Origin of the sequence: Paenibacillus tianmuensis (assembly GCF_900100345.1) — a bacterium.
In the GTDB taxonomy this organism is placed as follows: Bacteria; Bacillota; Bacilli; order Paenibacillales; family NBRC-103111; genus Paenibacillus_G; species Paenibacillus_G tianmuensis.
Map to the genome: position 1 here is coordinate 1 of NZ_FMTT01000031.1, position 26,115 is coordinate 26,115.

The window sequence follows — 26,115 nt, forward strand, 5'->3', positions numbered from 1 at the left end:
GATCACCCTCTCAGGTCGGCTACGCATCGTCGCCTTGGTGAGCCGTTACCCCACCAACTAGCTAATGCGCCGCAGGCCCATCTGTAAGCCACAGGTTGCCCCGTGTTTCTTGATCTCCTCATGCGAGAAGACCACTTATCCGGTCTTAGCTACCGTTTCCGGTAGTTATCCCAGCCTTACAGGCAGGTTGCCTACGTGTTACTCACCCGTCCGCCGCTAGCTTTACCCGAAGGCAAAGCCCGCTCGACTTGCATGTATTAGGCACGCCGCCAGCGTTCGTCCTGAGCCAGGATCAAACTCTCCAATAAAGTTTCGCGTCTTCACTTAGCCGAAGCCGGGCGAAGCGCTTGTTTATCGAACAGAGCCGATTAAGCTCAAATGCTTGTTACGCTTGGCATTTCGTTCTCATTTGTTCAGTTTTCAAAGAGCTTTTGTCACTATTCTGTTCTGCCGTGACAAGATCTAATCTTATCACATCAGGACGAGCTTTGCAACTACTTTTTTTCGTCGTCCGCTCGTTCAAGGCTAACTGCCTCTCGCGGCGACAAGCAATAATGTATCACAGATGTCGGGTCGAATGCAACCACAAATTTTGGCAATTGTAAATCGGGTCCATTCCTCGGCAAGCGGCGCACTTTTTAGCGGGCATTCCATAGCTCTTTCTGAGAACGAAAAACCGCCGCGCTCCTTTTCCGGAACCGGCGGTTTCGTGCTGCACAGCGTGAAAAGTGATTAGACGTCTCCTAACAGCTGCCGCAGCTCCTCTTCGTTATCAATAATACGGATACCCAGCTCTTGGGCTTTGGTCAGCTTGCTGCCGGCGTTCTCTCCGGCGATGACGATATCGGTCTTCCTCGACACGCTACCGGTCACCTTGGCGCCCAGCTTCTCCAGCTTCTTGGCGGCTTCGTCCCGTCCCATGGTGGTGAGCGTACCCGTTAAGACGACCGTTTTGCCGAAAAACAGACTGCTTTCGTCGACGACCGCAGGCGCTTCTTCGCTGACCGGCTGTATACCGGCGGCTAGCAATCGCTCAATGCTTCGCTGCATCGCCTGATCGCGGAAAAAGCCGACGATGCTCTCTGCAACGATACTGCCGATATCCGGCAGCGTGATCAGCTCCTCCGGCTCCGCCTGCATCAGCTTCTCGAGACTGCGGTAATGCTCCGCAAGCTCCTTGGTTGTCGTCTTGCCCGTATTCGAAATGCCGAGGGCATATAGGAACGATGCCAAATCGGGCTGCTTGCTTTTCTCGAAGGCGGCGATCAAATTCTCGGCCTTCTTCGTCCCGAAGCGCTCAAGCTTGATCAAATCGTCGAAGGTCAAATAGTACAGATCGGACGGGTCGCGTACGCCGAGCGAATCGTAGAGCTGCTCGGCCGTCTTCTCGCTGAACGTCTCGATGTCCATCGCATCGCGGGAGGCGAAATGGGCAATGCGCCCGACAAGCTGCGGACGGCAGTCCACCTTATTCGTACAGAACAGATGCGGACCCTTTTTCTCCAGATCGTGTCCGCACGAAGGACATACCGACGGAGGCACGATTTCGCTTCCGTCGGCTTCCTCAGTCACTTTGCCCAGAATCTCCGGATGAGGTAAGCCCCCGGCGCCTTGCCGCGTGTACGCGGTAGGTTTCCAAAGACTCCCTCCAGAACCGTACGTACTCCTCTCAGAGTATACGGCTCGCCACTTTGTCAATCTAGTCTTCCGGCGTTTAAGTCATCGTGACACTTTCTACAGAGAGCGAGAGTCTTTCTTCTTCTCGCAATCATGAATTGTTCCCATCTTGCTTTACCTTTTAGGTCCTTGAGCTTTCTTACGTGGTGCATTTCGATTTCGGTTTCTGCTTCGCACCATTCGCATTTGTTCGCTAGCAATCGGTCAACCAGGCTCGATCTGCCCGAGTAGATCAGTGTATTAGGTTCTTTGTCAACGTCTGGATCTGCGAGCGGGTTCTCATGTTTTGAGAAGCTTTCGTTGAGAAAGAATCTAATCTTCTCACCCTTCTTTGTCATGTATTTCACCGCGAATTTTCCGTTAATCCTGTATTTGTCAAGAATCTGACGAACCGAGATTTGATACTTCCTCGCGAATGTTTTATACATGCTGTATTCCATGATGTAGTGGAACTGGTTGAGAACACTGACGTTGTTGGCAAGACGATAATAGTTGCACAACCCTCTTATCTCAGAGTTGTAAATGCTAACGATCTCAAGGTCGTCGTTATCGATTAGATACTGTCTATGGATGGATTTCCACGACCCGTCATCCTTGGTTACTAGCGCTCCCAAGCTTCTTAGCTTGCCTTCCCAAGCTGACTTGGGTAGAAGAAGGTAAGGTTTGTAGTTTCTAGTTCTTCCGTGTTCACTAAACGATGTATCTCGTTGTACCGAGATGCCATACCCCAAGAATTTTGCGAATTTTGATGAGTGGGTAATCAAGGTTTTTTCCATGGATAGTTCGAGTTTAAGCTTCTCCTTTAGGAAGAGCGCCGCATCTTCTCTAACCTTCTCCGCCTCTTGCTTAGAACCGATGATGCCGATCAGGAAGTCATCCGCGTATCTTACGTAGACGAATCTTCTGAACTCTTCATCCATTGGGTCTAAGGCTGGAATGACCTTGATTCTTTCGTTTATCCGATTGATTTCTTCTGTGTACTCCGCCTTTTTGGCTTCGTCCCAGATATCCTTATTTTTCTCAAGCGTCCGTTGATATGATCTTCGTCTACCTTCGATAAGCCGATACTCCGGATTCCTCTTCCGTTCTTTGCCAGCGTTGAATTCCTTCTGGTATTTGCTTATGTACCTGTCAAATTCATTTAGGTAGATGTTCGCCAAGATCGGACTCACGATACCCCCTTGAGGTGTCCCGCTGTAGGTGCCGTGATATTCCCAGTCCTCCAAGTAACCTGCTCTAAGGAATTTCCAGATTAATCGAATAAATTTCTCATCTTCAATTCGTTTTCTAAGGATTACGATTAGTGTAGCATGGTCGATGTTGTCGAAGAATCCTTTAATGTCGCCTTCTACAAACCATCTTACTCCAGTGAACAGATTTTTAACTTGTTTAAGCGCTGTGTGACAGCTTCTGTTCGGTCTGAATCCATGCGAGGAGTCTTTGAAACTACCTTCGTAGATAGCCTCTAGTACCATTCTCACGACTTCCTGAACAAGCTTATCGTCCGTGGAGGGAATCCCTAATGGTCTTTTGCCACCGTTTTTCTTAGGGATATATTTCCTCCGAGCGGGGTTTGGCTGGTACGATTCGTCTCTAATCTTAGAGATGAGGTCATTAATTCTCTTAGTACTCATGCCGTCAATGGTTTGCCCATCTGACCCCGCTGTCATGTTGCCCTCTTTCGAAGCAACCTTCTGATACGCTCTTAGGTAAAACTCAGGATTGTACAGGTTTCTGTACAGATCACGATACTTGTAATCCTTATCTTTCGATTTGGAAGCTAGACTGTTTAACACTACTTCAGGAATTCTCAAGAGCCTCTCGCCCCTTTCCCTTTCGTATTAAACTGGACAAAGCTGTCCTCCTTCGCCATGTAGTGGGCTCTCCCTAGGGGCGCTACCCCCGTTCAGGTGGAGAACATATGTCACCATATGTTCTGACACCACCACCTTACCACTTCGGACTACTACGAGGACTCTGTCACCATATTGAGCGAAAATACACCCAACTTAGGTGATCCCCATTTACGCTTCAGAGACACGCGCGTTACAGTGTCGGATGTGCCGTTCGTCCTTTAGCTCTGATTGAGCTTGCCCAGCTTTTGACCTCTGATTAACTAAGTAATCCCATTAGTTAATCCAGTATACACCAATGTCATCCCAATCGGCGTATCTCAGCTGTCCGACTTTCGCGCCTACCTGGTCGGAGGGAACGTTAACCCTGCTTGGACTGGCATTCAAGTAATTCAACCTTCATCCTCGTCTGTAACTTTTCACCTTGCACTTCAGTAGCGCCATGGTAGTTAGGCGACTTAGTGCTTTGACCAACATGCTACACTCCCTCTTCGGTTTCCCTCCAAGATAAGTTGGCTGGTGACAGGCTATGATGGCTGGCCTGCTGCTTGCGAGGCAGATTCTGCTGAAGCGCCTTTATGGGCGCACGATGACGTCGTTAGAACGGCGGATGTAGACGAGACTGCCTAAGCCGTATTTTAAATTTTTGCGTTCGATGTCGTCCATGTTGTTCAGCGTACAGTTCTGTACGGTCACACCGCCGATATCAACGGCTTCGACTTGGGCGAGCGGCGTCACTTTGCCGGTCCGGCCCACGTTCCAGCTCACGTCGAGCAGCGTCGTCACGGCTTCTTCGGCTTCGAACTTATAGGCTACGGCCCACCGCGGGAATTTGTTGGTATATCCGAGTACTTCACGGGTGCGCATATCCGTTATTTTTACGACCAGTCCGTCGATCAGAAAATCAAGCGTATTGCGCATAGCGACCAGCTTCTCCAGCTCTTCCTCCACCGCGTCGATGCTGTCGACGAATTCGACGAACGGGCTGACTTTGAACTGGTTGTCGCGCAAAAAGCCGACCATTTCCTGATGATTCTGAACTTGCAAAGAGTCGGCATAGCCGATGTTGTAAAAATAAGCGTTGAGCTTGCGCTCCGCCGTCACCTTCGGATTCAGGTTGCGGAGGGCGCCTGCGGCGGCGTTGCGCGCGTTTTTGAGCGGTTCGGCCGCGGTCGCGTTATAGGCTTCGAGCACGGACAAGTTCATTATTCCCTCGCCCTGTACTTCGATAATCCCATCGGTATATGGAATGCGCAGCGGCACGGAACGGATCGTCTTGACATTGGCGAGAATCCCTTCGCCGACGACGCCGTTGCCGCGGGTAGCCGCCTGCACGAGCTCGCCGTGGTCGTAGGTCAGATTCAGCGTCAGGCCGTCGAATTTCAATTCCACGACAAAGGATAAAGGCGGCAGCGGATCGTCCGGATGCTGCGTATTGTAGTCGTTCACGAGCTTTTGGACGCGCGTATGCCACGCCATTAAATCGTCGTGATTTTGCGCCTTATCCAAGCTCCAGAGGCGGGCCAGGTGCCGATGCGGATCGAACCCTTTGAGCAGTTCGCCGCCTACCCGCTGCGTGGGCGAGTAAGGCAGCACGGTGCCGGTTTCCGCTTCCAGTTGAACCAGCTTATCATAGAGCGGGTCGTATTCGGCATCTGTGAGAGAAGGCTGGTCCAGCGTGTAGTATGCGTAATTGTGTTTATTGATCTCTTCGATGAGCGTCTTCATCGTTTCCAAAGCGTCCGGCATCGGAAGTTCATCCTCTCATGGCTACGGGATATAAAGTTGTCTGGCGATTTAGCTCTGCTTGGTGATCGGCGCAAATTTGGCCAGCAGCCGCTTGACGCCCACGGGGGCCGGGAAAGCGATCTGCAGCTCGGTGTCATCGCCCGAGCCCTTGATGGCGACGACGACGCCGGTGCCCCACTTGCCATGCGACACTTTGTCGCCCATGGCAAAGTCGGTCGCCTGCGCCGCGGGGGCCGCGGCTTTGGGCGCTGCGCTTCCCGCGGCGGCGGCCGGGCCGCTGCGGAAGCTCACGGGCGTGCGGCCCGCCTGTGCGGGCGCGCCGCCGAAGCCTCCGGCGCTGCCGAAGCGGCGTTCGCCGCCGGCCCACGCCGGGGTTGCCGCTCCGCCGCGGCCGAAGCCGCCGCCGGCGCGAACGGTCTCCAGGAGCTCCTGCGGGAGCTCCTGAAGGAACCGGGACGGCGCGTTCGCCGTCGTCCGTCCGAACAGCGTGCGCATCCGGGCGCACGTAAGGAACAGCTCCTCCTCGGCGCGGGTAATGCCGACGTAAGCGAGGCGCCGCTCCTCCTCCAGTTCCTCGTTGTCCATCAAGGCCCGGCTGTGCGGGAATACGCCTTCCTCAAGGCCAATGACGAAGACGACGGGGAACTCGAGTCCTTTGGCGCTGTGCATCGTCATGAGCACGACGCCCTGTTTTCCTGCTTCCGGGTCCTGATTCATGGAGTCAATGTCGGCGATCAGCGCCAGATCGGTCAGGAAGGATACGAGAGATTTATCCTCGTTGCGCTTCTCGAACTCCATCGTTACGGACAGGAACTCGTCGATGTTCTCCAGCCGCGCCTGCGACTCGATCGTGTTTTCCCGCTTCAGTTCCTCGCGGTAGCCGCTCATTTCGAGTATTTTCTCCGTCAGCTCGGTGACCGACAAATAATCGACCATCCGGTACAGGTTCTCGATCATGTCACGGAAATCGGCCAGCGCATTGCGGGCTTTGGCGCCGATCTCCATGCTGTCCACGTTCTCCAGCATCGCAAACATCGATACGCCGAATTGCCCCGCCGCTGCCCCCAGCCGCTCGACCGTCGTATCCCCGATGCCCCGCTTCGGCACATTGACGATCCGCGCAAAGCTGATATCGTCGTCCGGGTTCGAGATGAGCCGCAGGTAGCCGAGAATGTCCTTGATCTCTTTGCGATCGTAGAACTTGATGCCGCCGACGATCTGATAAGGAATATCGGATTTGATCAAAATTTCCTCGACAACCCGGGACTGCGCGTTCGTGCGGTACAATATGGCATGGTCGCTGAACCGGCGACCTTTGTCCACGTTTTTGCGGATTTCGCCGGTGATAAAATAGCCTTCCTCATGCTCGGAATCGGCTTGGTAAAGCCGGATTTTCTGCCCTTCACCCTTGTCGGTCCACAGGTTCTTCGGCTTGCGTCCGGTGTTGTTGGCGATCACTTTATTCGCGGCGTTCAAGATGTTCGAGGTCGAGCGGTAATTTTGCTCGAGCAAAATGGTGGTGGCGTTCGGGTAATCTTTTTCGAAATCGAGAATGTTGCTGATATCGGCCCCGCGCCAGCGGTAAATCGACTGGTCACTGTCGCCGACGACGCAAATGCGCTTGTATTTGTCGGCCAGCATCCGGCACAGCATATACTGGGCGCGGTTCGTATCCTGGTATTCGTCGACATGAAGGTACTGAAACTTGTTCTGATAAAAATCGAGCACCTCGGGCACTTGCTGGAACAGCTCGATCGTGGTCATGATCAGATCGTCGAAATCAAGCGAGTTGTTGGCCTTCAGCTTGCGCTGGTAGGACGAGTATACTTTGGCGACGATGCCGTCGAAGTAATCGCCGATCTTGCGCTCGAATTTCTCTGGTGTCAGCAGCTCGTTCTTGGCGTTGCTGATGGCGGCCTGGACCGCTTTGGGCTCGAATTTTTTCGAATCGATGTTCAGCTCTTTCATGCAGTTTTTGACCACGGACAACTGGTCGCCCGAATCGAGAATCGTAAAATTCGACGTGAAGCCGATCCGCGAGATGTCCCGACGCAAAATACGCACGCACATCGAGTGGAAGGTGGATACCCAAATATCCTGCCCCTGCGGGCCGACGAGGGCGCTGACGCGCTCCTGCATCTCCCTCGCCGCTTTGTTCGTGAACGTAATGGCCAAAATGCTCCACGGCGCCGCTTTGCGCGTCGCGATCAAATAAGCGATCCGGTGCGTCAGCACGCGGGTTTTGCCGCTGCCCGCCCCGGCCATGATCAGCAGAGGTCCGTCCGTCGCTTCAACGGCGCGTCTTTGCTGCGGGTTGAGCTTTTGAATCGCTTTGTGTATATCGATAGGTTCGTTAATCATGATTCTTATTTCCTTTCTACCGCATTTCCATTACCGCCGGGACCGTAGCGAGCGCCCGATCGAGATCATCGTATACCGCGTTGCCTACGACGACGGTATGCGCCGCCTTGGCCGCCTCGCGCGCTTTCTCCGGGCTGTCGATGCCTCCGCCGTAAAACAGCCGCGACTGGGAAAGCAGCCGCTTCACCCAGCCGACCAGCTCCATATCGCCGAACGCGCCGCTGTACTCTAAATAAACGATCGGGCAGCGGAACAAGCGGTCGGCGATGCGGGCATAGGCCTCCACATCTTTCGCGTCGAGCCGTACGTTGGCTTCGGTCAGCTTGGCCGCCGTGGAATCGCCGTTCAATATAATGTAGCCTTCGGGAACGAGCTGGTCCCAATCCAGAATCGCGCCGTATTCCTTCAGCGCCTGCTGATGGCGCCCGACGATCCACTGCGTGTCTCCAGCGTTCAGCACGATCGGGATCATAAACAAGTCAAACCCCGGTACGATCGCTTCCGTGTCCGACACTTCCAAGACGCATGGCACTTCATACCGGCGGATGCGCGCCAGCAAGTCGACGGTGTTGTCGAAGGTGACGCCAGACGAGCCTCCGACCATCACCGCATCGGTGCCGGAGAGGCAGATGCGCTCAAGCGCTTCGTCGCCGATCTCCCGGTCCGGGTCAAGTTTAAACACATGCTTCCATTCTTCCATACGCAAATGCAAAGAAATTGCCTCCTGTCCGTTAAACGCGGCAAGCCCGCCGCCCCCCGGAAAAGGAACGTACGGAGCTGATTCAACCTGTCTCAAGTCAAGTCTATGCGAGCCTGTGCCCGGTGTCAATGAAGCCTGCGGGGAACGGCTCTTCTTCCTATTATACCATAAAACAAGCAAGGAATAGGAATGCTTGTTCGTCTGCCTCGGACGCTTGGCCGGAACCTTTTTCCATAGTCGGCAAACAAAAAACAGACCGGCGTGTAATAGTCACCAGTCTGCTGTAAATAAAGCTGTTTGAGCGGTTTAAGAGCGGGTCTTGAATTCGCTGACGATCAATCGGTCGCCTTGCACGCTGTAGGCTGACTCATGATGCATGACGGATTCGCTGTAATCCTGCTTCGACCTGCCGGTCAGGCTGAGCTTGTACTGTCCCTCGGCCGGCTGCGCTTTATGCAGCTCGTACTGCCCCCATTCGCTGCGCAGGCCCAGCATGGCCTTGGTGCTGTTCGCTTGGTACGTTCCGATCCGTGGGTCCCGGCGGTAAAAGTAATCGATCATCCGCCGCGCCATGTCGGGCGTATATACTTTTCCCAGCTGTGTCTGCATCTCGCGCATGGCGTGCTCGTCCATCTCCCCGGTAACCGGCGAAGACAGCACTTTATGCGTCCAGTCGTCCACTTGCTTAATCCAAGCGATGATCTCTTGATCGGACTTGTTCATGATTTCTTTTCCCATCGGCGGGGGCTCGATTTGGCTGAATGTCTGAAGCAGCCGCTCGCGGCCGACCGTTTTTTGCAGCGTCTTCATATCGGTAGCGTGGCGATCGGGCTCCCTTGTGCAGCCGCACAGAAGCGCCGCGGCCAGAAGCAGTGTGACGATGATTTTCACCCGGATGATGCCCCTTCCGTGTTGGCTTTTTTTTCGTATTATGGTTCAAAAACGAAAAAATATACCAAGCTTGCGGAGGAGGCCCAGGCAATGCCTTGCTTATGAGGGTTACGCGTCTTGCCCATCGCTTACAAGCTCTTCATCTGGGCCATGTAAGCGCGGCGGGTAAGCAGGAAATATCCAAATTGCAGCACGGCAAAAATGGAAATGACCAGCGCCCCGTAAGACCATATGTTCATCGAGAGCAAATTAGCCAGCGTCTTGTAAGCGAAAGCCGCGTGAGCCGCGCCTACGACAACCGGGAGCAGGAACAGCAGGCCGATCTGCACGTTAATGATCCGCCGGACTTCAGATACAGACATCCCGATCCGCATAAGTGCGCGATATTGGTTGTCATCGTCCTGCAGCTCGGTGAACAGCTTGAAATACAGCATGCTCGCCGAGGCGACAAAAAACAGGAAGCTGACGAACAAACCGATAAGCAGCGATAATGCCGAGCTTTGTTTGTTCGCGGCGTAGATGGAGGCGGGGCTGAACAACTTTTTCCGCTGCTCTTCGGGAACGGACTGCTTTACTTTCTCCACTGTGGCGATATGCTCCTGCCAGCGGTTCAAATCAAAGCCGTAATAGACAAGCTTCCGGTCGTCAGGCACCTTGCCCATCATCTGGGCATATTCCCCGTCATTGACCACGAGCAGCCCTAGCGGTTCCCCAAGCAGGTTGATCACGCCTCCCGTTACCTGCCCGTCCATCTCCAACGCCCAGGATTGCCCGTCCAATTGAACTGTCCGCTGCGAACCCTTATCCATTAGCTTAACGTCGGAATTCCTGTATGGATAACTGAATACGGCATGCCCCGGCGCGATCTGAAGCGGGGCTGTATACTCGATTCCTTCCGCCGCCCGATTATAATCGAATTCCGATATCAGCAACGCCTTCGTATCCAATGCGCGGGAGCCGTCCAGCATAAGCGGGACCTGAACGCCTACGATTTTCAATTCTTTAGCTAAGCTCGCTCTTTCGGCGGCCAATACGGCCTTGATCTTCTCGGGGCCGATCCCTTTAGGAGCATTGAGCCCTTGTTCGGTAAAGCTTATCGTATTCGGAAACTGCTCCATCACCTGCTTGTCGCTGTTCTTATAAAACACGTAAATCGTGCCTGATGCTGTCAAAATGACCGCGCTTAAAACCGAAACGACGAACAGCGTGCGCGCGTTGTCTTTCATTTTGAACGCAAGCTGCGAGATGGCAATTAAATTCGTCCTGTTGTAGTATAGGCCCGTCATGCGCTGCAGTCTGTGAATAATCGCCACGCTCGCCTGCGTGAACAGGAAATAGGTGCCGAGCACAGTTAAAAAAATGATTGGCAGCATGAGCACCAAAATAAGCTTCAGCGAGGTCGTGAAAGCTAAGTAATATCCGCTTCCGAGGCATAGTACCGCTAAGGCAGTCAGCCACGGCGAAGCTACGGGAGGCTTCTTCGGCTGCTTGGCCGCCCGCAGAAGCGTGATGATCTGGCTGCGGCCGACGCTGAACATCGCAAACAGGGTCATCGCGAGAAACAAGGCCAGAAATCCGACGACCGTCTGAAGCAGCGCCTGGGGTGGTACGATGAAGCTGAGCGGACTATCCGTTTGGAGCAAACGCGCAATAGCCAAAAAGAACAGCTTCGAGAACAGCATACCGGCGCCGATTCCGACGCCGACCGACAGCAAGCCGATCATCATCTGCTCGTAAAACATCAGCCGGCTGATCTGCGAACGGGTCATTCCGAACAAGGTAAGCAATCCGAATTCTTTCTTGCGCGTCTTGAGAAAAGCAAAGCTGGCGTACAGCACGAAAAAAAACGAGAAGACGACGATCAGAATCTGGCAGGCGAAGAGCACTTCTTTCACCATATTTGCCGCTCTGATTTGCCCGTTGGCGACTTCGGGATGATAGATGAAAGCACCGAACATATAGAAGACCATAACGGAAAAAGTGCTGCTTAGAAAAAATGCGACGTACCGGTGCCAATTGCCTTGAATATTTTTAAGGGCGAGCTGTCGGAAGTTCATCGAAGTTCCCTCCCAGCACGCTTAAGCTGTCCAAGATTTGTTGAAAAAAGGCTTGGCGGTTCGCGCCGCGGCGAATTTCCGAGAACAATCTGCCATCCTTAATGAACACAACCCGCTTGCAGTAGCTGGCGGCGAACGGGTCGTGCGTCACCATCAGGATGGTAACGTCCCGCTCCTCATTAAGGCTGCGCAGCGACTCCATCACGTCTTTGGCCGCCTTCGAATCCAGATTGCCCGTCAGTTCGTCGGCCAGCAGCATCGACGGACGGTGAATGATCGCCCGCGCAATGGCCGTGCGCTGCTGCTGCCCTCCGGATACCTCGTACGTCCGTTTGGACAAAATCGGGGTGATGCCGAGAACCTCGGCAATTTCCGCCACGCGCCGCTCGATCTCGGACGGCTTCGTCCCTTCCAGCACGAGCGGCAAAATGATGTTTTCTTTGATCGAGAGCGTCTCCAGCAGGTTGAAATCTTGAAATACGAAGCCGAGCTCGCGGCGGCGGAATAAAGCCAGCTGCTTGTTGTTCAGCCTCGCCGGGTCGGTGCCGTTGATTTCAATATGCCCCGAGGTCGGTTTGTCGATGGTGGCGAGCAGATTGAGCAGCGTCGTCTTGCCGCTGCCCGACGGCCCCATAATGCCGGTGAATTCTCCCCGTTCGATTTCCAGTGAGATATGCTCGAGCGCTTTATAAACGACGCCTTTGCCGGCGCTGCCGTATATTTTGGACAAGGCGTCCGTCTTCAGTACAGTAGTCACGATGCGGGTCCTCCTTTGATCACTTCACTCTGCCTGTAGTATACGAAGGTTCCGCCGATCAAGCCATCGATTCACCTTACATCGCGATCCTGTTTTCTTACAACACTGTCACCTAAGGGGCAGCAGCCCTTCGTGCAGCGCTCCGCTGCGCGGAAAATGAAGGCGGACGGTCGTTCCTTCCCCGAGCTTCGATTCGATCTCGAGCCGGTGTCCGAGCCTCCGGCACGCTTCCTTGGCGACAAACAGCCCCATGCCGGTCGATTCGGCGACAAGCCTGCCGTTCTCGCCGGTAAAAAAAGGATCGAACACCCGCGGAAGATCCTGCTCGGCAATGCCGATCCCTTCGTCCTGAAATACGGCATGACAGCCGCTGCCGTCCTTCGTAATCGTCATGATCAGCGATTTGCTGCCGTCGTGCTTGCTTTTGGAATATTTAATCGCATTCGAGACGATTTGATGCAAAATGATGCCCAGCCACTTGTCATCCGTATCGATGTAGCACGCTTCATGGCTGGCAATCAGCTTCGGATATATCCGGTAGCGGATGCATGCCTTCTTATGCTCGTTAATGACATGGCGCGCCGCTTGCAGCAGGTCGACCTTCTGCATGCGAAGATCCGCTTCGAACTTCTCAAGCCGTGCCGTGTGCAGCATCATGTCGAGGCCTTGACGCAGCTTTTCGTTTTCTTCCTGGATGCTCTCCAGCACTGCCCCAACAGGACGTTGGGGCGCTTCCTTCGGCGCGGCGTACGGCTGCTCGGTCAGCAGTCTGATGATGGACACTGGCGTTTTCATTTGATGCACCCATAACCGAACGAACGTTTGGTGCTGATCTTGGGAAATCCGGTGCTTCTCGAGCCGGTCGGTATAAGCGCCGTATAATTCCAACAGCAGCTCTACGGCGATCCGCTGCTCCCGGGTAACGCCGCCCGTAGACAGGCTTATAACGCCTTCCATAGCCTTAGGGTTGCGGCCGCTCAGCCCGCTTTGCTTCAGACTCCGAAGGCCTTGGAAATACCCGCGCTGCCGGATATAGTCCAAGCTCAAGAAAGCGGCGAGTCCTGCTGCCGATAATAACGCCATGTAGGCGATATTGCTTTCGTCGAGCGAAACGTTTTTGCCCAGCAGGTCCAGCTGCACGACTGCTGCGATCAAGATCACATTGATCCAATAAACGACGATAAATCCGATGCGGTCGGCCAAAAAGTCGCGGAAGTTCATCCTTCGCCCTCCCAGGAAGATTGAAGCCGGTAGCCTTGGCCGCGGATCGTTTCGATGGCGTGCGTGATGCCTAGCTCCTCCAATTTTTTGCGCACCCTTGTGACATTCACCGTCAGCGTATTGTCGTCAACGAAATCGATATCGTCCCACAGCGCCTCAAGCAGTCGTTCGCGGGACACGACTTCTCCCGCCTGCTTCAGCAAAAGATCCAGAAGCAGCAGCTCGTTGCGGCTGAGGTCCACTTTGCGCCCCTGCCATTCGGCCGAGCTTCGGGTCCGGTCGACGAACAAGCCGTTCAGCTCCGTCAGCTCGCGTCCGGTTTGCACCTGCGCATATTCCCCATAGGCGCGGCGCAGAGCGCTTTTGACCTTCGCCATGACGACTTCCGAATGAAACGGCTTCGTTATGTAATCGTCGCCGCCGTTCTCAATGGCCATGATCTGGTCCATTTCCCCGACTCGCGCGGACATGAACAAGATCGGCACGCTGGAGACGGTGCGAATCTGACGGCACCAATAGAAGCCGTCGTAACTAGGCAAGTTGATATCGAGCAGCACAAGCTCGGGCTTATGCTGAAGGAACGCGTCCTTGATATGTTTATAGTCGGTCGTGCGAAGCGCTTCGTACCCGTACTTTTCCAAGTATTCCTGAAGGATACTGGCAATCTTATCGTCATCCTCCACAATCAGAATACGATACATCATCCCAAGTCTCCTCTCCAAGTCGCTACGGAAAATATTATACCCTTTTTTGGCAAGGCTGGGTTAACAGCGCTCGATGCGGCTCTATATACATGAAAATCAAAATCGTATATGATAAATTCGTATCATTTAATGAAATTAAGTTTCATTATATGAAACTTCAATAAAGGAGCCATCTGTCATGAAAGCTCACGAATATACAGGGATTGACCATGTTCAATTGGCCGCGCCGGACGGATGCGAAAAAGAAGCGCGGGCTTTTTACGGAGAACTGCTGGGAATGCGGGAAATTCCGAAGCCCGTACTGCTCCAGGCGCGCGGCGGCGTATGGTTCGGCTGCGGCCCCCATGAGGTGCATATCGGCGCAGACCGACTTCGCTCCTGCGTCGAAAGCGCATCCGGCTTTTCAGGTCAAGGATATCGGAAAGCTTAAGCAAGCGTTATCGGAAAAGGGAATCGTCATCCGGGAGGACGTGCCGCTGGAAGGCGTTCTCCGCTTTCACTGCCTGGACCCGTTCGGCAACCGTCTTGAGTTCGTTCAGCGGCTGACGTGAAATGCTGCTCGGGCAGCCTTTGCCGGAAATAAAACCGTACGCAGAAAAAAGCCCGGCGGAACCTGGAAGGTCCGGTCCGGGCCAGAGCGCCTTACATCATATATTTGCTGCTATGGGTCGTACCTTGTTGGGAATGCGACTGCGTTTTATTGCGGTACGAGCCGGATATGGAAGCTTGACTTGACGTTGGCGCTTCGACTCCCGAGGAGACGCTGCCAAAGCTGGAGCTGCCGCCGGCAGGGCGGACGGAAGACGACGGGGCATAGCTTGTCTCTTGCGAGGACGTAGTCCCGGCGCTGTAAGTCTCCTGTCCGCTGCTGTATTTATTATTGTTATAATCTTGAACCGACCGGGCCGAGAAATAGTCTTGGTTGTCCGTCCCGGTAACGGAGGATTTCACGCCATATTCGTTGCTATGCGCCCCGGCAGAGGAGGAAAGCGAGCTCCCGAAGCTCGAACTGACTGCTTGACTGAGGCCCGGATTATGGGCGCTTGCTCCGCTCGTTTGACCCGTCCCCGTGCCGGTTAAACTTGAACCGACCGTTGTGCCGGTGCTTGAACCGTAAGAGCTCGAACCGGTCGTCGTATGACTGAAGCCGGAGCCGGACGTCTGGCCGTAAGTGCCGCTCGGGAATGCAGTAAAGCTGCTGCCGTAAGGCGATGCAGTCGAGGAAGTCGCAGTCGCGCTACCGGACGGATAGCCCGTCGGATGCACCGGCGCTTGGTAAACCGGCTGCTGGGCTTGCGGGTAAGCCTGCGTCTGCTGATGGGCGCTTTGCGCGTACAGGCTGCCGCCTGCATAGGCGGCCTGTACCGCCTGTTGAACGACCGAATGGAGCTGCTCGGTCTTGCGAAGCTGCTGCTGGAGCTCCTGCTGTACTTCTTGCTGGGAAGCCATGCTTATGGAGCCGTATCCGCCCGATTGAGACAAAACGTTGTACAGCTCGGCCTGATCCTGTAGTGTCTTTTGCGTCAACGATACAAAAGTTTGGCGAACCGCCGGATGCGTCGCCTCCAATGCAGCGGTCGTATACTCGCGGGCCGTGCGCTTAAGCTCGGACAAGACGAGGTTGGCGACATCCTGTTCGTTCAAATGAAAGTGAATTGGCTGGGTCTGTGCCGGCTGGAGACCGGAGAAGTTTTGCTGATACATGTTTACCGCACCTCCTTATGGTTGCCCTAGTGGGTAGTTTGCGTTTGCTGCTGCAGCGTACGGAGCAGTTGGTCCGTACTCTGCAAACGGTCCTGCGCAATTTGCGCCAGCTTCTGCTTCAGCTGTGGATTCTGGCTTTCGGCTACGCCTTGAGCTGCAATTTTGGCGAGCAGTCCCTCGTTTTTAAGGCTGTCCGTAATATAGGCGAGCTCCTTCGTGCTGACCGTCCCTTGCTGTTGACCTGAAATCATCCAAATCCTCCTTCCTTGTTGGCATTAGATTTCCCGGATGGTGGGAAAATATGTATGACTACCCAATTTATTTTTCGGTCCTAACCAACCATGCCAATGATCTCCGTAAAATCAAAAAGGACGCCATACCGGGACTGTGAGTCCCGACAGGCGTCCTATTGCTTTATTTCTGCTCCTTCGGCGCCTCTCCTTGGGGAGCCTCCGGCTTGGCCGGCTCCTTCTTGCTCAAATCGGCCAGCTCCTGAATGCTCTCGGACGGAACGGCGAAGGCCCATTCTCCGCCCTGCTTCGCGATCCAGACGTTATCGCCCTCGACGGCTCCGACGTAAACGGAAGAACCTTCCTTGCCTCCGGCGGACGCATCGGCTTCCTTAATCTCCATCCGCAGCCCCGGCTTATCCAGCCCCTTGATCTCGGTGGTTCGTTTGGCCGGCTGCTCCGAAGTCAGAAACGCCGTTTTATCCAAAAACTGGCTCGCTTCGGCGCCCTTGAACTCCTTGTCGCCGAGCTTCCAGACCGCCTCGTACGACTTCTTGTCCGGCTCCGTCTTGGTGATCGTCCAAGCCTGGCCTTTCCAATCGACTGTCAGCGAGCGAACCTGCTCGTAGTTCAGCTTGACCGGACTCTTTTCCATAAAATCAGTCTGCTGCTTCGCGAGCGCATTCACCGTAGACTCGCTAAACTGGAACACTTCCGGCGAAGAATTGAACTTCGCGTAATAAAATCCTTGAACGGCCGTCATGTCGCCTACGGACAGCATATTCGTCGAGCCGCCGGCGAGGTTTACCGTAAACTCCTGCTTCGGCTTGTCGAGCCCGAATTGAGCCAGGTCGGTCGGGTTCGCGTCGACGGTTTTTTCTTTCTTGGCCCCGTTGAACGAATCGACCCAGGCTCCGGGAGCATAGTCGTTCAGCGGAAGCGGGGACGGCTTGGTCATCGCCCATTTGCCGTCCTTCTGCTGCATTTCGATGACGGTATCGCCGTTTTTGATCGTGTAGCTCGCCACATCTTCCTTCTTCACCGTGACAAGCGCCGGCGCTTCCGGCTTCTTCTCTTTGAAGAAGTCCTGACTCGATGCGTACCAGAAGCCTCCGATGCAGATAAGTACCAGAACGAGCGTCGGAATGAACCGCTTCATCCTTTTCTCCTCCTCCACCAAATCACGCCACCCGCGATCAGGAAGAGGAATGGGAAGACCAGCACCGTGCCGTAGAAAATCATATTCCCCTGCCCTGCGGTTAGCATCGCCGTCTGGATGGCGTCGCCTTCGCGCGGACGAATCGTGACTTGATTTTGCTGCTCCTGCAGCCAACCGACCGTATTCAGCGCAAAGTCGCGGTTGCCCTGCTGCGCGATGACGCGGTCGTCGAACAACGTCGAACCGCCGAGTACGACGGCCTTCGGCTTCTTGTCCTTATCCTCGACGACGTAACCGAGGTTGAGCGGGCCCTTCACGTCATTGGCTTCCATGGTGCTGCGGCTGCTGTTGGCGAGCGTCTTCAGGTCGGTCTCGCCGTAGGCTTGATTCGTCGTCTTAAGAATCGACGTTGCCGGGAAGTCCGCTACAGGCTGATCCGCGTTCAGCGGGACGGCCAAGGTCATCATCGTCAGCAGATTGTACTGCTGCAGCTTGCTCGTAATGGTATGGCTGCCGTATTCCGGAATGATCGTGAGCGGATCGTACAGCATGCTCTGCTTCGGTTCGATCGCGACGGCATGCTGGTCTTTAATGCCGTAAGCCGCCATGATCCCGTCAATATTTTTCCAATTTGTTTCCATATCTTTATTGAAGCCGAGCGCCAGATACAGCTTGCCCTTGCCGTTCAAATACGTCTTGATCAGCTCAGCTTCCTTGTCGCTGACATCGTTTTCCGGTCCGATGATGAACAGCGTGCTGGCGTCATCCGGGATTTTGCCCTCGCGCAGCAGGTTAAGGTCCTTCACCTCATAGTTCTCGCCTTCAAGACCGCTCCGCCACAGGTTCATTCGGCTGAGTGGAATTTCGTTATGCCCGGAAAGGAAGTAGACCTTGCTCTTCTCCTTGCTGTTCAGATTGACCAGCGCCTGCGTCAGCTTCTCCTCGCCGCTGAAACTGTACTGGCCCGGCTGCTGCCCGGGCAGAAACATATCGTAATAATAGATCGTTTTCTTCTGGGTACCGCTTTCCACCACAAGTGTCCCCGACGGGTCCACCTCGTACTGCTTGGCGATCGCTGGCTGTTTGATCAGATCGTATTCGTCGAGCGTAATCTTACCGTTTCGTTTCTTGTACTCCTGCACCAGGTCGACGACTTGGCGCTTGATGTACGGATCGGTTTGATCGCTTGTCAGCGATATGATGCGCACGTCTTTATCCAGCACCTGAAGCGTCTGGGTCGTCTGATCGGACAGCGTAAATTTTTTATTTTGCGTAAGGTCGACCTGAAGGCCCTTGACCGAATTCAGAAAAATGGTCAGCACGATGAAAATGCCGATGACCGCCAGCGACAGCACGGTCGCGTTCGTGCCGCGAATCCACTTGTTCACTTTGCCTTTCCCCCTTCTGCTTGGACTTCTTCCGCAGGTGCGCGGAAGCTCGGACTTGCGCTTACCTCCACCGTTTTCTTTCAAGCACTTGAATGCTGAGTACGACGAACACCGCAATGAACGTCACATAGAAAAGAACATCGGCAAAATCAAGCACGCCTTTCTGAAAATCCACGGTCCGGCCGACGATCGAGAAAGTGCCGAGGTAGTCCTTGACTTTGCCGCCGATGGTATCGCCCAGCCATTCGATCGTCCAGAACACGAACAGAAGCACAAAGCACGCGATCCCCGAAACCATCTGGTGCGCGGACAGCGAAGAAGCGAACAGGCCGACGGACATCATGGCTGCTCCAAGCAGGAACATCGCGAGATAAGACATCCACAGCACAGGCTGGTCCAAGGTGCCGTAAGCGCTCAGAATCAGCGGATAGATCAGGCTGCCGACGACCAGCAGCAGTTGGACAACGAGCGCCGCCAAATATTTGCCGATCACGATCTCCGAAATGCTTGCAGGCGACGTTAACAGCAGTTCGTCCGTGCCCATCCGCAGCTCGTCGGATACGAGACGCATCGTAAGCAGCGGAATGATGAACAGGAAAATGAACACAACGGTGCCGAAAATCGGCCGAACGTCGACAATATAAGGCGGGTACAAAAAGTTCACGCTGAAGAAGTACCCGGCAATGACGAAAAAGAATGCAAACGCCGCATAAGCGATCGGCGAGTAAAAATACATCTGCAGCTCTTTCTTGGCTATAGCCAACGTTCTACGCATGAGGAATCGCCTCCTCTGCTTCCGGTGTTGGGCCGCCGTCCGCGGCCGCTGAATCCAGTGACTCGTTCGTCGTCAGCTTCAGGAAGATGTCCTCCAGACTGAGGCTCTCCTTCTTCATCGACACAATCGGATAGCGTTTATCGGCCATCCGGTAAAACAACGTTTCACGAATGTCCGTCTTGTCCGCCGAGGCGACAACGACTTTAACCGTTTCGCCTTCAGCGGTGACGGCTGTGTCTGGCGCCGCTGCTTCCGCGTCGGCCAACGCGGTCGGTTCGCCCGTAAGCTCCCGAACGCTGCCTACGCCGGGAGTGTCCCGCAGCTCAGCCAGCACCGCTTCGCGCGGGCCCTTGACTTCAAGCGAGACCTCGAACGTCTCGCCCATCGTATTCGCAAGCTGATCGGGCTGGCCGTCCAGCACGATGCTGCCTTGGTTGATGATCAGCACCCGATTACACAGCGTGTTGATCTCCGGCAAAATGTGCGTGCTGAGCAGCACGGTATGATTCTCGCCCAGCTCGCGAATGAGCTGGCGAATCTCGATAATCTGCTTCGGGTCGAGGCCGGACGTCGGCTCGTCAAGCACGAGCAGGTCCGGGTTATGCAGAATCGCCTGGGCGAGACCGATCCGCTGCTTGTAGCCCTTGGACAGGCTGCGGATAATTTGCCGCTCGCGCCCTTCCAGACCAAGCCGCTCGATCACTCCGCCGATGCGCTGCTTCTGCTCCCTCACCGGAATGCCGCGCAGATCCGCGATAAACTGCAAGTACGCCCTAACGCTCATTTCAGGGTACAGCGGCGGCGTCTCGGGCAAATACCCGATCTGCTGCCGCGCCTTCTTCGGATGGTCCGCCATGGACATTCCGTCAATCGTGATCGTGCCGTGCGTCGGGTTCAAGTAGCCCGTGATCATCCGCATCGTCGTCGTTTTCCCGGCGCCGTTCGGTCCGAGGAAACCGACGATTTCTCCGCGGTTCATCGAGAAGTCGATGTGCCGGACCCCTCTTTGGTTCTCATATAATTTACTGACTTGTTTCACCTCAAGCACGTCATACCCTCCCATCTGACAAATGGTTTCCTTACTAACATCCATTTCCATCTTGCGTGCCGCTTAACCTGCTTACAGACCAACAACAATATACAAACGAAACAATAATAGGAGCTTAACCGAAGCTGAAAATTGGATTAAAAATTTGTGTCTAAATTGTGAACAATCCCTCTACATCCACCCATCCATCAAACAAAAAAGCCTCGCCGTGATCCCAAGACGACTAAGTTCCCGAGATAACGCGACGAGGCTTATTTATTTCGATGCTATATCCATAAACGAAAAGCTTACTTTACGAGCTGACCGCGGGTAACGCCAAGCTGATTCGTCGCTTTCAGCGTCTTCCACACCTGCGTGCCGCCGATCTCCCCGCGCAAGGCGCGGTCATAGAGACCAAGCACCTCGCGCACCTTCTCTGCCGTTTCCTCTAGAAATTCGACGCGGTATGAAGATACGCCAAGCTCCATAAAGTTGGCGAGATACTCCGCGCCCGATTGATCGATGGCGTTGTACACTGTGTTGCGGCAGCCTTCGTCGACCCGCACCGGATGCGAGAAGCCGACGCGGTCGCGCAGCGACGCCCGCTGCTCCTCGCACGGGCGGCCGCAGTTCGTGTAGTCCGTACCCGGACTCATGAATGTACAGTAGACGCAGTGCTCGGTGTGGAACATCGGCAGATGCTGGTGGATAACGATCTCCAGCTTCGACGTATCGGTCCGGCGCAGCAGATCGATCATCTGCTGAATGTTCAGGTCGTAGGACGGCGTCACGCGCTGAAGTCCAGCTTCCACGAACAAAGCCGCCGCCTTGTGGTTGGCGATATTCAGCGAGAAATCGCCGATTAGCTCAGGGCGCGCTTCTGCCGGATGCTCCGCAAAGTACCGCATGAACCAATAAACGGCGCCCGTATTACGCACAAGCACGGCATCGGGGCCGAGGTTCAAAATGTTTTTGAAATAACCCGTTTCGCCGGGCATGTGAATGCGTGGCGTCGCCAGCGCGATGCGCTTCCCTGCGGCCCGAGCGGCTTCCACGGCGGCCGGAAACTGCTTGATGAACTCGAAATCAGCATAGATGAGGTCCACGTTCAGCTTACAGGCTTCCTGCACCTGCTCGAGGCTCCGGCACAGCGCCGTCAGCGACGGCCGCGCCTTCGAAGCGGCTGCGGGTGCCGCAGGCGCGTCGCCATAGACGTCCGCGCGCCGCTTGATGTACGCGCGCCGGCGCTCACGCTCCACAACCAACTGCTCCGCCGCCTGACGGCGCATTTGATTCAGCTCGCGCATCGGCACGATCAAGTCGCCGCTCAAATGCACGTCAACGGCCTCCAGCGCAAAAATCGTCCCACCGAGCCGCCCGAACTGCTCCTCGAACAGCGCCGCATCCATCGGCCGTTTCTCCGCAGGCACCAGCGGCAGCTCCGACTCAACGGTAACGGTATGCCCGGCCGCCACGTCGGTCCAGACGCTCTTCAGCGGCTGACCGGCCGCTCCCGTCACCTTAACCTTTACCGGAAAGACGCGGTACGGCTTGTCCGTCTCGAACGTCTGGCGCAGCCGCTTGTCCAGGTGCGGATCGTTTGTTTTCCAGATTCGGTCGCCGACATGCACCCGGCCTAAATCGACGTCGCTGCGTCCCGGCACGATCTCGATCAGCCCGCCCGGCGCTTCGCCTTCCAGCTTCACGCCTTTGCGGCGCAGATCGTAGACGCGGCCTCCTTCTTCCTTCTTCGTCGGGTCGCCCGCGTCGAAGCAAATGCCGTCCCCGCGCTTCAGCGGCGCCTCAAGCTCGCACAGCACGCCGTCGCGCAGCACCTGCTTCACGCGTCCTACATATACGCCCCGGCTCTTGGGATACGTGCCTTCCACAAGCTGTTTGTTGTTCGTACCCTTTAGAAATCCGTGCGTAAACCCGCGCGAGAAGCTCTGCTCCAGCTCACGCAGCTCTTCCTTCGTCGGCTTCGGATTGTCGCCGTCTAAGTAACGGTCGATCGCGCGCCGGTACTTAGACACAACGTTCGCCACGTACTCCGGGCTCTTCAGCCGGCCTTCGATCTTGAAGGAGGTAACGCCCGCTTCGATCAGCTCCGGGACAAGCTCCAGCGCCGCCAAATCTTTGGGCGACAGCAGGTAAGCCACATCGCCCATCGGCTTCTGCTCTCCGTCGACCATCAGATCGTACGGCAACCGGCACGCCTGCGCGCACTCGCCGCGGTTCGCCGAACGGCCGCCCCACATCTCCGAGGTCAGACACTGCCCGGAATACGAAACGCACAGCGCCCCGTGCACGAATACCTCCATCGGCAGCTTCGCCTGGTCTCCGATCTGCTTGATTTGCTTCAGGTTGTTCTCCCGCCCGAGCACGACCCGCTCGATATCGAACGGCTTCGTGAACTCGACGGCCTCCGGCGACGTAATCGTCATCTGTGTCGAACCGTGAATCGGGAAATCCGGCGAAAGCTCGCGGATCATTTTCACCAGACCTAGGTCCTGCACGATCACCGCGTCGACGCCCGCATCGATACAGGCCTCGATCAAGGATTTCGCATCCTCCAGCTCTTCTTCAAATACTAAAATATTAAACGTCAAAAAGCCCTTCACCCCATAGCGGTGTAGGAACGACATAATATCCGGCAGCTCATCCGTATGAAAATTGTTGGCCCGGGCCCGCGCATTGAATTTTTCGACCCCGAAAAAGATGGCGTCCGCCCCGTTCGCCACGGCAGCCCGCAGGCAATCCCAGTCTCCCGCAGGCGCCAGCAGCTCGATATCTGATTTGCGAAGTTCGCGCATGTTGAATTCATTCCTCCGAAAAAAACACTTTTCCTCCTAGTGTACCAGAAACAGGGGAGACAAACCATGGCAAGCCCTTGCCAGCAAACGCAAAAACTCAATAATATGGAAATGACGAATAAAGAGGAATTTTGTCAGATTATGACGAATATCGAAGGTACTCTACTTGTTCGAAACGATCCGATTCGGAGGACGCGATGTTCAAAGATTTCATAACGAATGCGTCGCTGCTGGTGACCTCGTTTTTTATCATCGGCCAACTGTTCAAAGACTACCGGCTGAGGCCGTCTTCTTCATGGAAAATGAAGGCGGCGTTAGGGGGTTGCTTCGGGCTGCAGGGCATCCTGCTTATGATCTACAGCGTGCGCTTGAACGAGTCTGTCATCGTCGATCTGCGGCATATCCCGACGGTCGTCGCCGCGATGCAGGGCGGGCCGATTTCCGCTGTCGTCAGCGCGATCGTCATCACTTCCGGAAGAATCGGCCTGTTCGGTCCGTCCTATTCTTCCATAGTCGCCGCGATCCTCATGCTGCTGATCGGCATTACCTGCGGCATATTGGCGGGGCGCAAAGGCATGTCCTTGCGGCGTTTCCTGCTACTCAATACTGTGGCGATGCTCTACGTGTCCGTCGCAGTTTCCATGAACCTCCATCTTCATGATCTGCAGCAGCTCGCGAGCGTTCTCGCTTGTCATTGGGTCATATCCACCGTTGTCGGACTGCTGTCCGTCTATGCTTTTCTTTACATTGTCCGGGCCCACGAATCGACCAAGAAATTGCAGGAAAGCGAAGCGCGATACAAACGGCTCATTACGGCTTCGCCGGACGCCACCTTTGTGCTGAGCCAGGATCTTATCGTCTTTATTAACGAAAAAGGGGTCCGGATGCTCCGGGCCGCCGCAAGAAAAGAACTGCTCGGCCGGTCGATCTACGACTTGTTTCATCCCGACAATCGCAATACGGCCTGGACGCACTGTCAGGACATCCGGTCCGGCAAAGCGCAGCCCGAGCTGATCGAGCAAAAGCTCGTATGCCTTGACGGTAGAGGCAGCGGAAGCTTACGAATGGGCGGAGGTGATCCAGATGGCCGTAGAACGGCTCGCCTTGCCGTGCAAACCGTCGGACGAAAACCAATGTGTCACGGTCAGCCTGGGGCTTGCTTCTCTCGTGCCTGACGCATCCGCACCCCCCGAGCAATTGATCGATCTGGCGGATAGGGCGCTGTATCAAGCCAAGGCCGAAGGCCGCAACCGGACGGTATGCTATGGCAGCACCGACGAGGCGGCCGATTAAGAAAAAAACAGGGCGTTCGCCCTGTAAGTACGTCATCGCTTGGAAGCCGCCCGGAAAGCCTCGGCAAAACGCGCCGCCCCGATAGCGATGTCCTTCTTGGAAGGACGCGCGAACGTAAACCGCACATGGCCACTATCCGGCCCGAACACGCTTCCCGGCACAAACAGCACGCCGCGTTTGATTCCCTCGTCAAGCAGCCTCGCCGCCGAAACTCCCCCTGCAAGCTTTCCCCACAGGTAAAGTCCGCCGGCCGGCCGCTCAAACGTCATTTCCCCTTGCAGATGCGCATTCAGCTCCTTCATCAGCAGCTCGCTCTTCAGCTTCAGCGCGCGCCGGACCCGAAGCAGGTGCCTGTGAAAAAAGTCGGAAGCCAAAAACCGCGCAGACAGCCATTCTGGAAGAACGCTCGGTCCCATATCCATCTGCTGTCTGGCTGCCGTCAGCTGACGAATGACGGTGTCGGGGCCGACCAGCCACCCGGTTCTTAGTCCAGGCGCCGCAATTTTGGACAGCGAGCCGACATACAGCACGACGCCTCTCGTATCCATCGCTTTCAGCGGCACCGGGGGTTCGTCCCGAAACGCGGCCAAGCCGTACGGGTCGTCTTCGACAATCGGGACGCCCAGCTCCGCTGCGATTTCAAGCAGCCGTTTTCGGCGATCCGGACGTAGGGTGCGGCCCGTCGGATTTTGAAACGTGGGATTCAAAATGAGCATGCGCAGCTTGTCTTTACGGATGCGCGCAGCCAGTTCGTCGGGCCGGATTCCAGACTCATCCGCTGGCAGCGCGACTGCACGCAGCCCGGCGCTCGGCAAGACATGGGACGAATAATGATACGACGGAACCTCAATGCCCACCGCATCCCCCGGACGCAACAGACAGCGCGCAATGAGATACAGCGCCTGCTGAATGCCCGATGTGACGAAGATCGACGAGGCGGTTGCATCCACTTGGCGGTAGGTGCGCAAGTAGACGGCGAGCGCTTCCCGAAGCGGGTAAAACCCTTGGGGGTCCGTATACCCCAGCGGCTCCGTGAGCGGCTGCTCCCGCATCAGCTGACGGAACGCCTCCATCGGGATCAGGTCCTCCGACAGCTCGCTGCCGGCCATATCGACGACCTCTGCGCCTTTCCGGGCTTCCTCCCGGACTTTGCGAAGCAAAGGAGAGCCCGGCGGATGACTTTGCTCGGTATAGGCCTGCCAATCGACGGCCGGCTTCGGCGATTCCTCCCACTTTCGCAGGCTGACCCGGGTCCCGCTCCCTTTTCTGCGGTCGATCAACCCCCGGGAGCGCAGCTCTTCGTAGGCTTGGATAATCGTGCTGCGGTTGAGCTGCCACTGCCCGGCCAGCTTGCGCTCCGGAGGGAGGATCGAGCCCGGCGGCAGCTCCCCGAGAACGATGCGCCGTTCGAAATAATCGGCAATTTGTCGATACATGGGCACGGGGCCCAAGCGGTCCGGTTTCCACATGGTCGGTCCCTTTCCTCTGCCGCGGTCTCGATTACATGTAGTACATGTATACCGCAAAGACCAGATAACCGCCGAATAGGACGACGGCATAAATCCATGTCAGCCGCAGCAAATTTTTTCCCGTTCGCTGGTCGTAGGTCGGGTTGCCTTCTTTATTTTTGGCCGATACGCCCACCACAATGGTAGCGATCAGCGCGAACAGGACGATAACGAAGATAAGCAGATACAGCATCCATTCGTTCATAAGAGCTTCCGTCCTTTCTTCTATGAATAAAGGATCATCTTCT

At 55.4% G+C, this 26,115-nt stretch carries 19 protein-coding genes, 1 rRNA gene and 3 pseudogenes; 3 read left to right on the top strand and 20 right to left on the bottom strand.

Going from position 1 to position 26,115, the window contains the following annotated elements:
- The 11 genes and pseudogenes from BLO51_RS18615 to BLO51_RS18665 all read right to left on the bottom strand — a co-directional run.
- Positions 1-308, bottom strand: a 16S ribosomal RNA gene (locus BLO51_RS18615); the annotation flags it as partial.
- 424 nt (positions 309-732) lie between these two features.
- Positions 733-1,590 (bottom strand): annotated as a pseudogene (locus tag BLO51_RS18620) (helix-hairpin-helix domain-containing protein); the annotation flags it as partial.
- A gap of 104 nt (positions 1,591-1,694) precedes the next feature.
- Positions 1,695-3,491, bottom strand: a complete 1,797-nt coding sequence (locus tag BLO51_RS18625) for a reverse transcriptase domain-containing protein (RefSeq protein ID WP_090674273.1) — start codon at positions 3,489-3,491, stop codon at positions 1,695-1,697.
- Positions 3,492-4,118: 627 nt separating this feature from the next.
- Positions 4,119-5,279, bottom strand: a pseudogene (ligA, locus tag BLO51_RS18630) (NAD-dependent DNA ligase LigA); the annotation flags it as partial.
- Positions 5,280-5,327: 48 nt separating this feature from the next.
- A complete protein-coding gene (gene pcrA / locus BLO51_RS18635) occupies positions 5,328-7,640 on the bottom strand; it encodes a DNA helicase PcrA (protein ID WP_090674274.1) in 2,313 nt (770 codons plus the stop codon).
- 16 nt (positions 7,641-7,656) lie between these two features.
- On the bottom strand, positions 7,657-8,340 hold the full coding sequence (gene pcrB / locus BLO51_RS18640; RefSeq protein ID WP_090674340.1) for a heptaprenylglyceryl phosphate synthase: 684 nt from the start codon (positions 8,338-8,340) through the stop codon (positions 7,657-7,659).
- Positions 8,341-8,646: 306 nt separating this feature from the next.
- Positions 8,647-9,231: a hypothetical protein gene (locus BLO51_RS18645; RefSeq protein WP_090674276.1), complete on the bottom strand. Its 585-nt coding sequence runs from the start codon at positions 9,229-9,231 to the stop codon at positions 8,647-8,649.
- A gap of 128 nt (positions 9,232-9,359) precedes the next feature.
- Entirely contained in the window at positions 9,360-11,288 is a 1,929-nt protein-coding gene (locus tag BLO51_RS18650; protein ID WP_090674277.1) for an ABC transporter permease, read from the bottom strand.
- Positions 11,263-12,045 (bottom strand): ABC transporter ATP-binding protein, encoded by a 783-nt coding sequence (locus BLO51_RS18655; protein WP_090674279.1) that lies wholly within the window; start codon positions 12,043-12,045, stop codon positions 11,263-11,265. The genes BLO51_RS18650 and BLO51_RS18655 overlap by 26 nt, the downstream gene beginning before the upstream one ends.
- A gap of 108 nt (positions 12,046-12,153) precedes the next feature.
- Positions 12,154-13,266, bottom strand: a complete 1,113-nt coding sequence (locus tag BLO51_RS18660; protein WP_090674281.1) for a sensor histidine kinase — start codon at positions 13,264-13,266, stop codon at positions 12,154-12,156.
- Entirely contained in the window at positions 13,263-13,967 is a 705-nt protein-coding gene (locus tag BLO51_RS18665; protein WP_090674342.1) for a response regulator transcription factor, read from the bottom strand. Before BLO51_RS18665 ends, BLO51_RS18660 begins: the two co-directional genes overlap by 4 nt.
- Positions 13,968-14,148: 181 nt before the next feature.
- Here BLO51_RS18665 and BLO51_RS18670 point away from each other — a divergent pair.
- A pseudogene (locus BLO51_RS18670) lies at positions 14,149-14,521 on the top strand (VOC family protein).
- A gap of 91 nt (positions 14,522-14,612) precedes the next feature.
- Here BLO51_RS18670 and BLO51_RS18675 read toward each other — a convergent pair.
- From BLO51_RS18675 to BLO51_RS18705, 7 genes are all read right to left on the bottom strand, one after another.
- Entirely contained in the window at positions 14,613-15,674 is a 1,062-nt protein-coding gene (locus BLO51_RS18675) for a spore coat protein (protein WP_090674283.1), read from the bottom strand.
- Positions 15,675-15,700: 26 nt separating this feature from the next.
- Entirely contained in the window at positions 15,701-15,925 is a 225-nt protein-coding gene (locus tag BLO51_RS18680) for a hypothetical protein (protein WP_090674285.1), read from the bottom strand.
- 163 nt (positions 15,926-16,088) lie between these two features.
- Positions 16,089-17,063 (bottom strand): DUF4340 domain-containing protein, encoded by a 975-nt coding sequence (locus BLO51_RS18685; RefSeq protein ID WP_090674287.1) that lies wholly within the window; start codon positions 17,061-17,063, stop codon positions 16,089-16,091.
- Positions 17,060-18,451 (bottom strand): GldG family protein, encoded by a 1,392-nt coding sequence (locus BLO51_RS18690; RefSeq protein ID WP_090674288.1) that lies wholly within the window; start codon positions 18,449-18,451, stop codon positions 17,060-17,062. The genes BLO51_RS18685 and BLO51_RS18690 overlap by 4 nt, the downstream gene beginning before the upstream one ends.
- A gap of 61 nt (positions 18,452-18,512) precedes the next feature.
- On the bottom strand, positions 18,513-19,226 hold the full coding sequence (locus BLO51_RS18695) for an ABC transporter permease subunit (RefSeq protein ID WP_090674289.1): 714 nt from the start codon (positions 19,224-19,226) through the stop codon (positions 18,513-18,515).
- Positions 19,219-20,289, bottom strand: coding sequence for an ABC transporter ATP-binding protein (locus tag BLO51_RS18700; protein ID WP_245719733.1), 1,071 nt, complete (start codon positions 20,287-20,289; stop codon positions 19,219-19,221). Before BLO51_RS18700 ends, BLO51_RS18695 begins: the two co-directional genes overlap by 8 nt.
- A 272-nt stretch (positions 20,290-20,561) precedes the next feature.
- On the bottom strand, positions 20,562-23,066 hold the full coding sequence (locus BLO51_RS18705) for a U32 family peptidase (protein WP_090674290.1): 2,505 nt from the start codon (positions 23,064-23,066) through the stop codon (positions 20,562-20,564).
- 197 nt (positions 23,067-23,263) lie between these two features.
- On the opposite strand from BLO51_RS18705, the gene BLO51_RS18710 reads away from it, so the two are divergent.
- Together BLO51_RS18710 and BLO51_RS18715 are read left to right on the top strand one after the other, a co-directional pair.
- Entirely contained in the window at positions 23,264-24,241 is a 978-nt protein-coding gene (locus BLO51_RS18710) for a LytS/YhcK type 5TM receptor domain-containing protein (protein WP_090674291.1), read from the top strand.
- Positions 24,150-24,359: a diguanylate cyclase gene (locus tag BLO51_RS18715; protein WP_090674292.1), complete on the top strand. Its 210-nt coding sequence runs from the start codon at positions 24,150-24,152 to the stop codon at positions 24,357-24,359. The genes BLO51_RS18710 and BLO51_RS18715 overlap by 92 nt, the downstream gene beginning before the upstream one ends.
- A 32-nt stretch (positions 24,360-24,391) precedes the next feature.
- Here BLO51_RS18715 and BLO51_RS18720 read toward each other — a convergent pair whose 3' ends face one another.
- Both BLO51_RS18720 and BLO51_RS18725 read right to left on the bottom strand, forming a co-directional pair.
- Positions 24,392-25,828: an aminotransferase-like domain-containing protein gene (locus tag BLO51_RS18720; protein ID WP_090674293.1), complete on the bottom strand. Its 1,437-nt coding sequence runs from the start codon at positions 25,826-25,828 to the stop codon at positions 24,392-24,394.
- Positions 25,829-25,859: 31 nt separating this feature from the next.
- Positions 25,860-26,072, bottom strand: a complete 213-nt coding sequence (locus BLO51_RS18725) for a hypothetical protein (protein ID WP_090674294.1) — start codon at positions 26,070-26,072, stop codon at positions 25,860-25,862.
- Positions 26,073-26,115 lie beyond the last annotated feature (43 nt).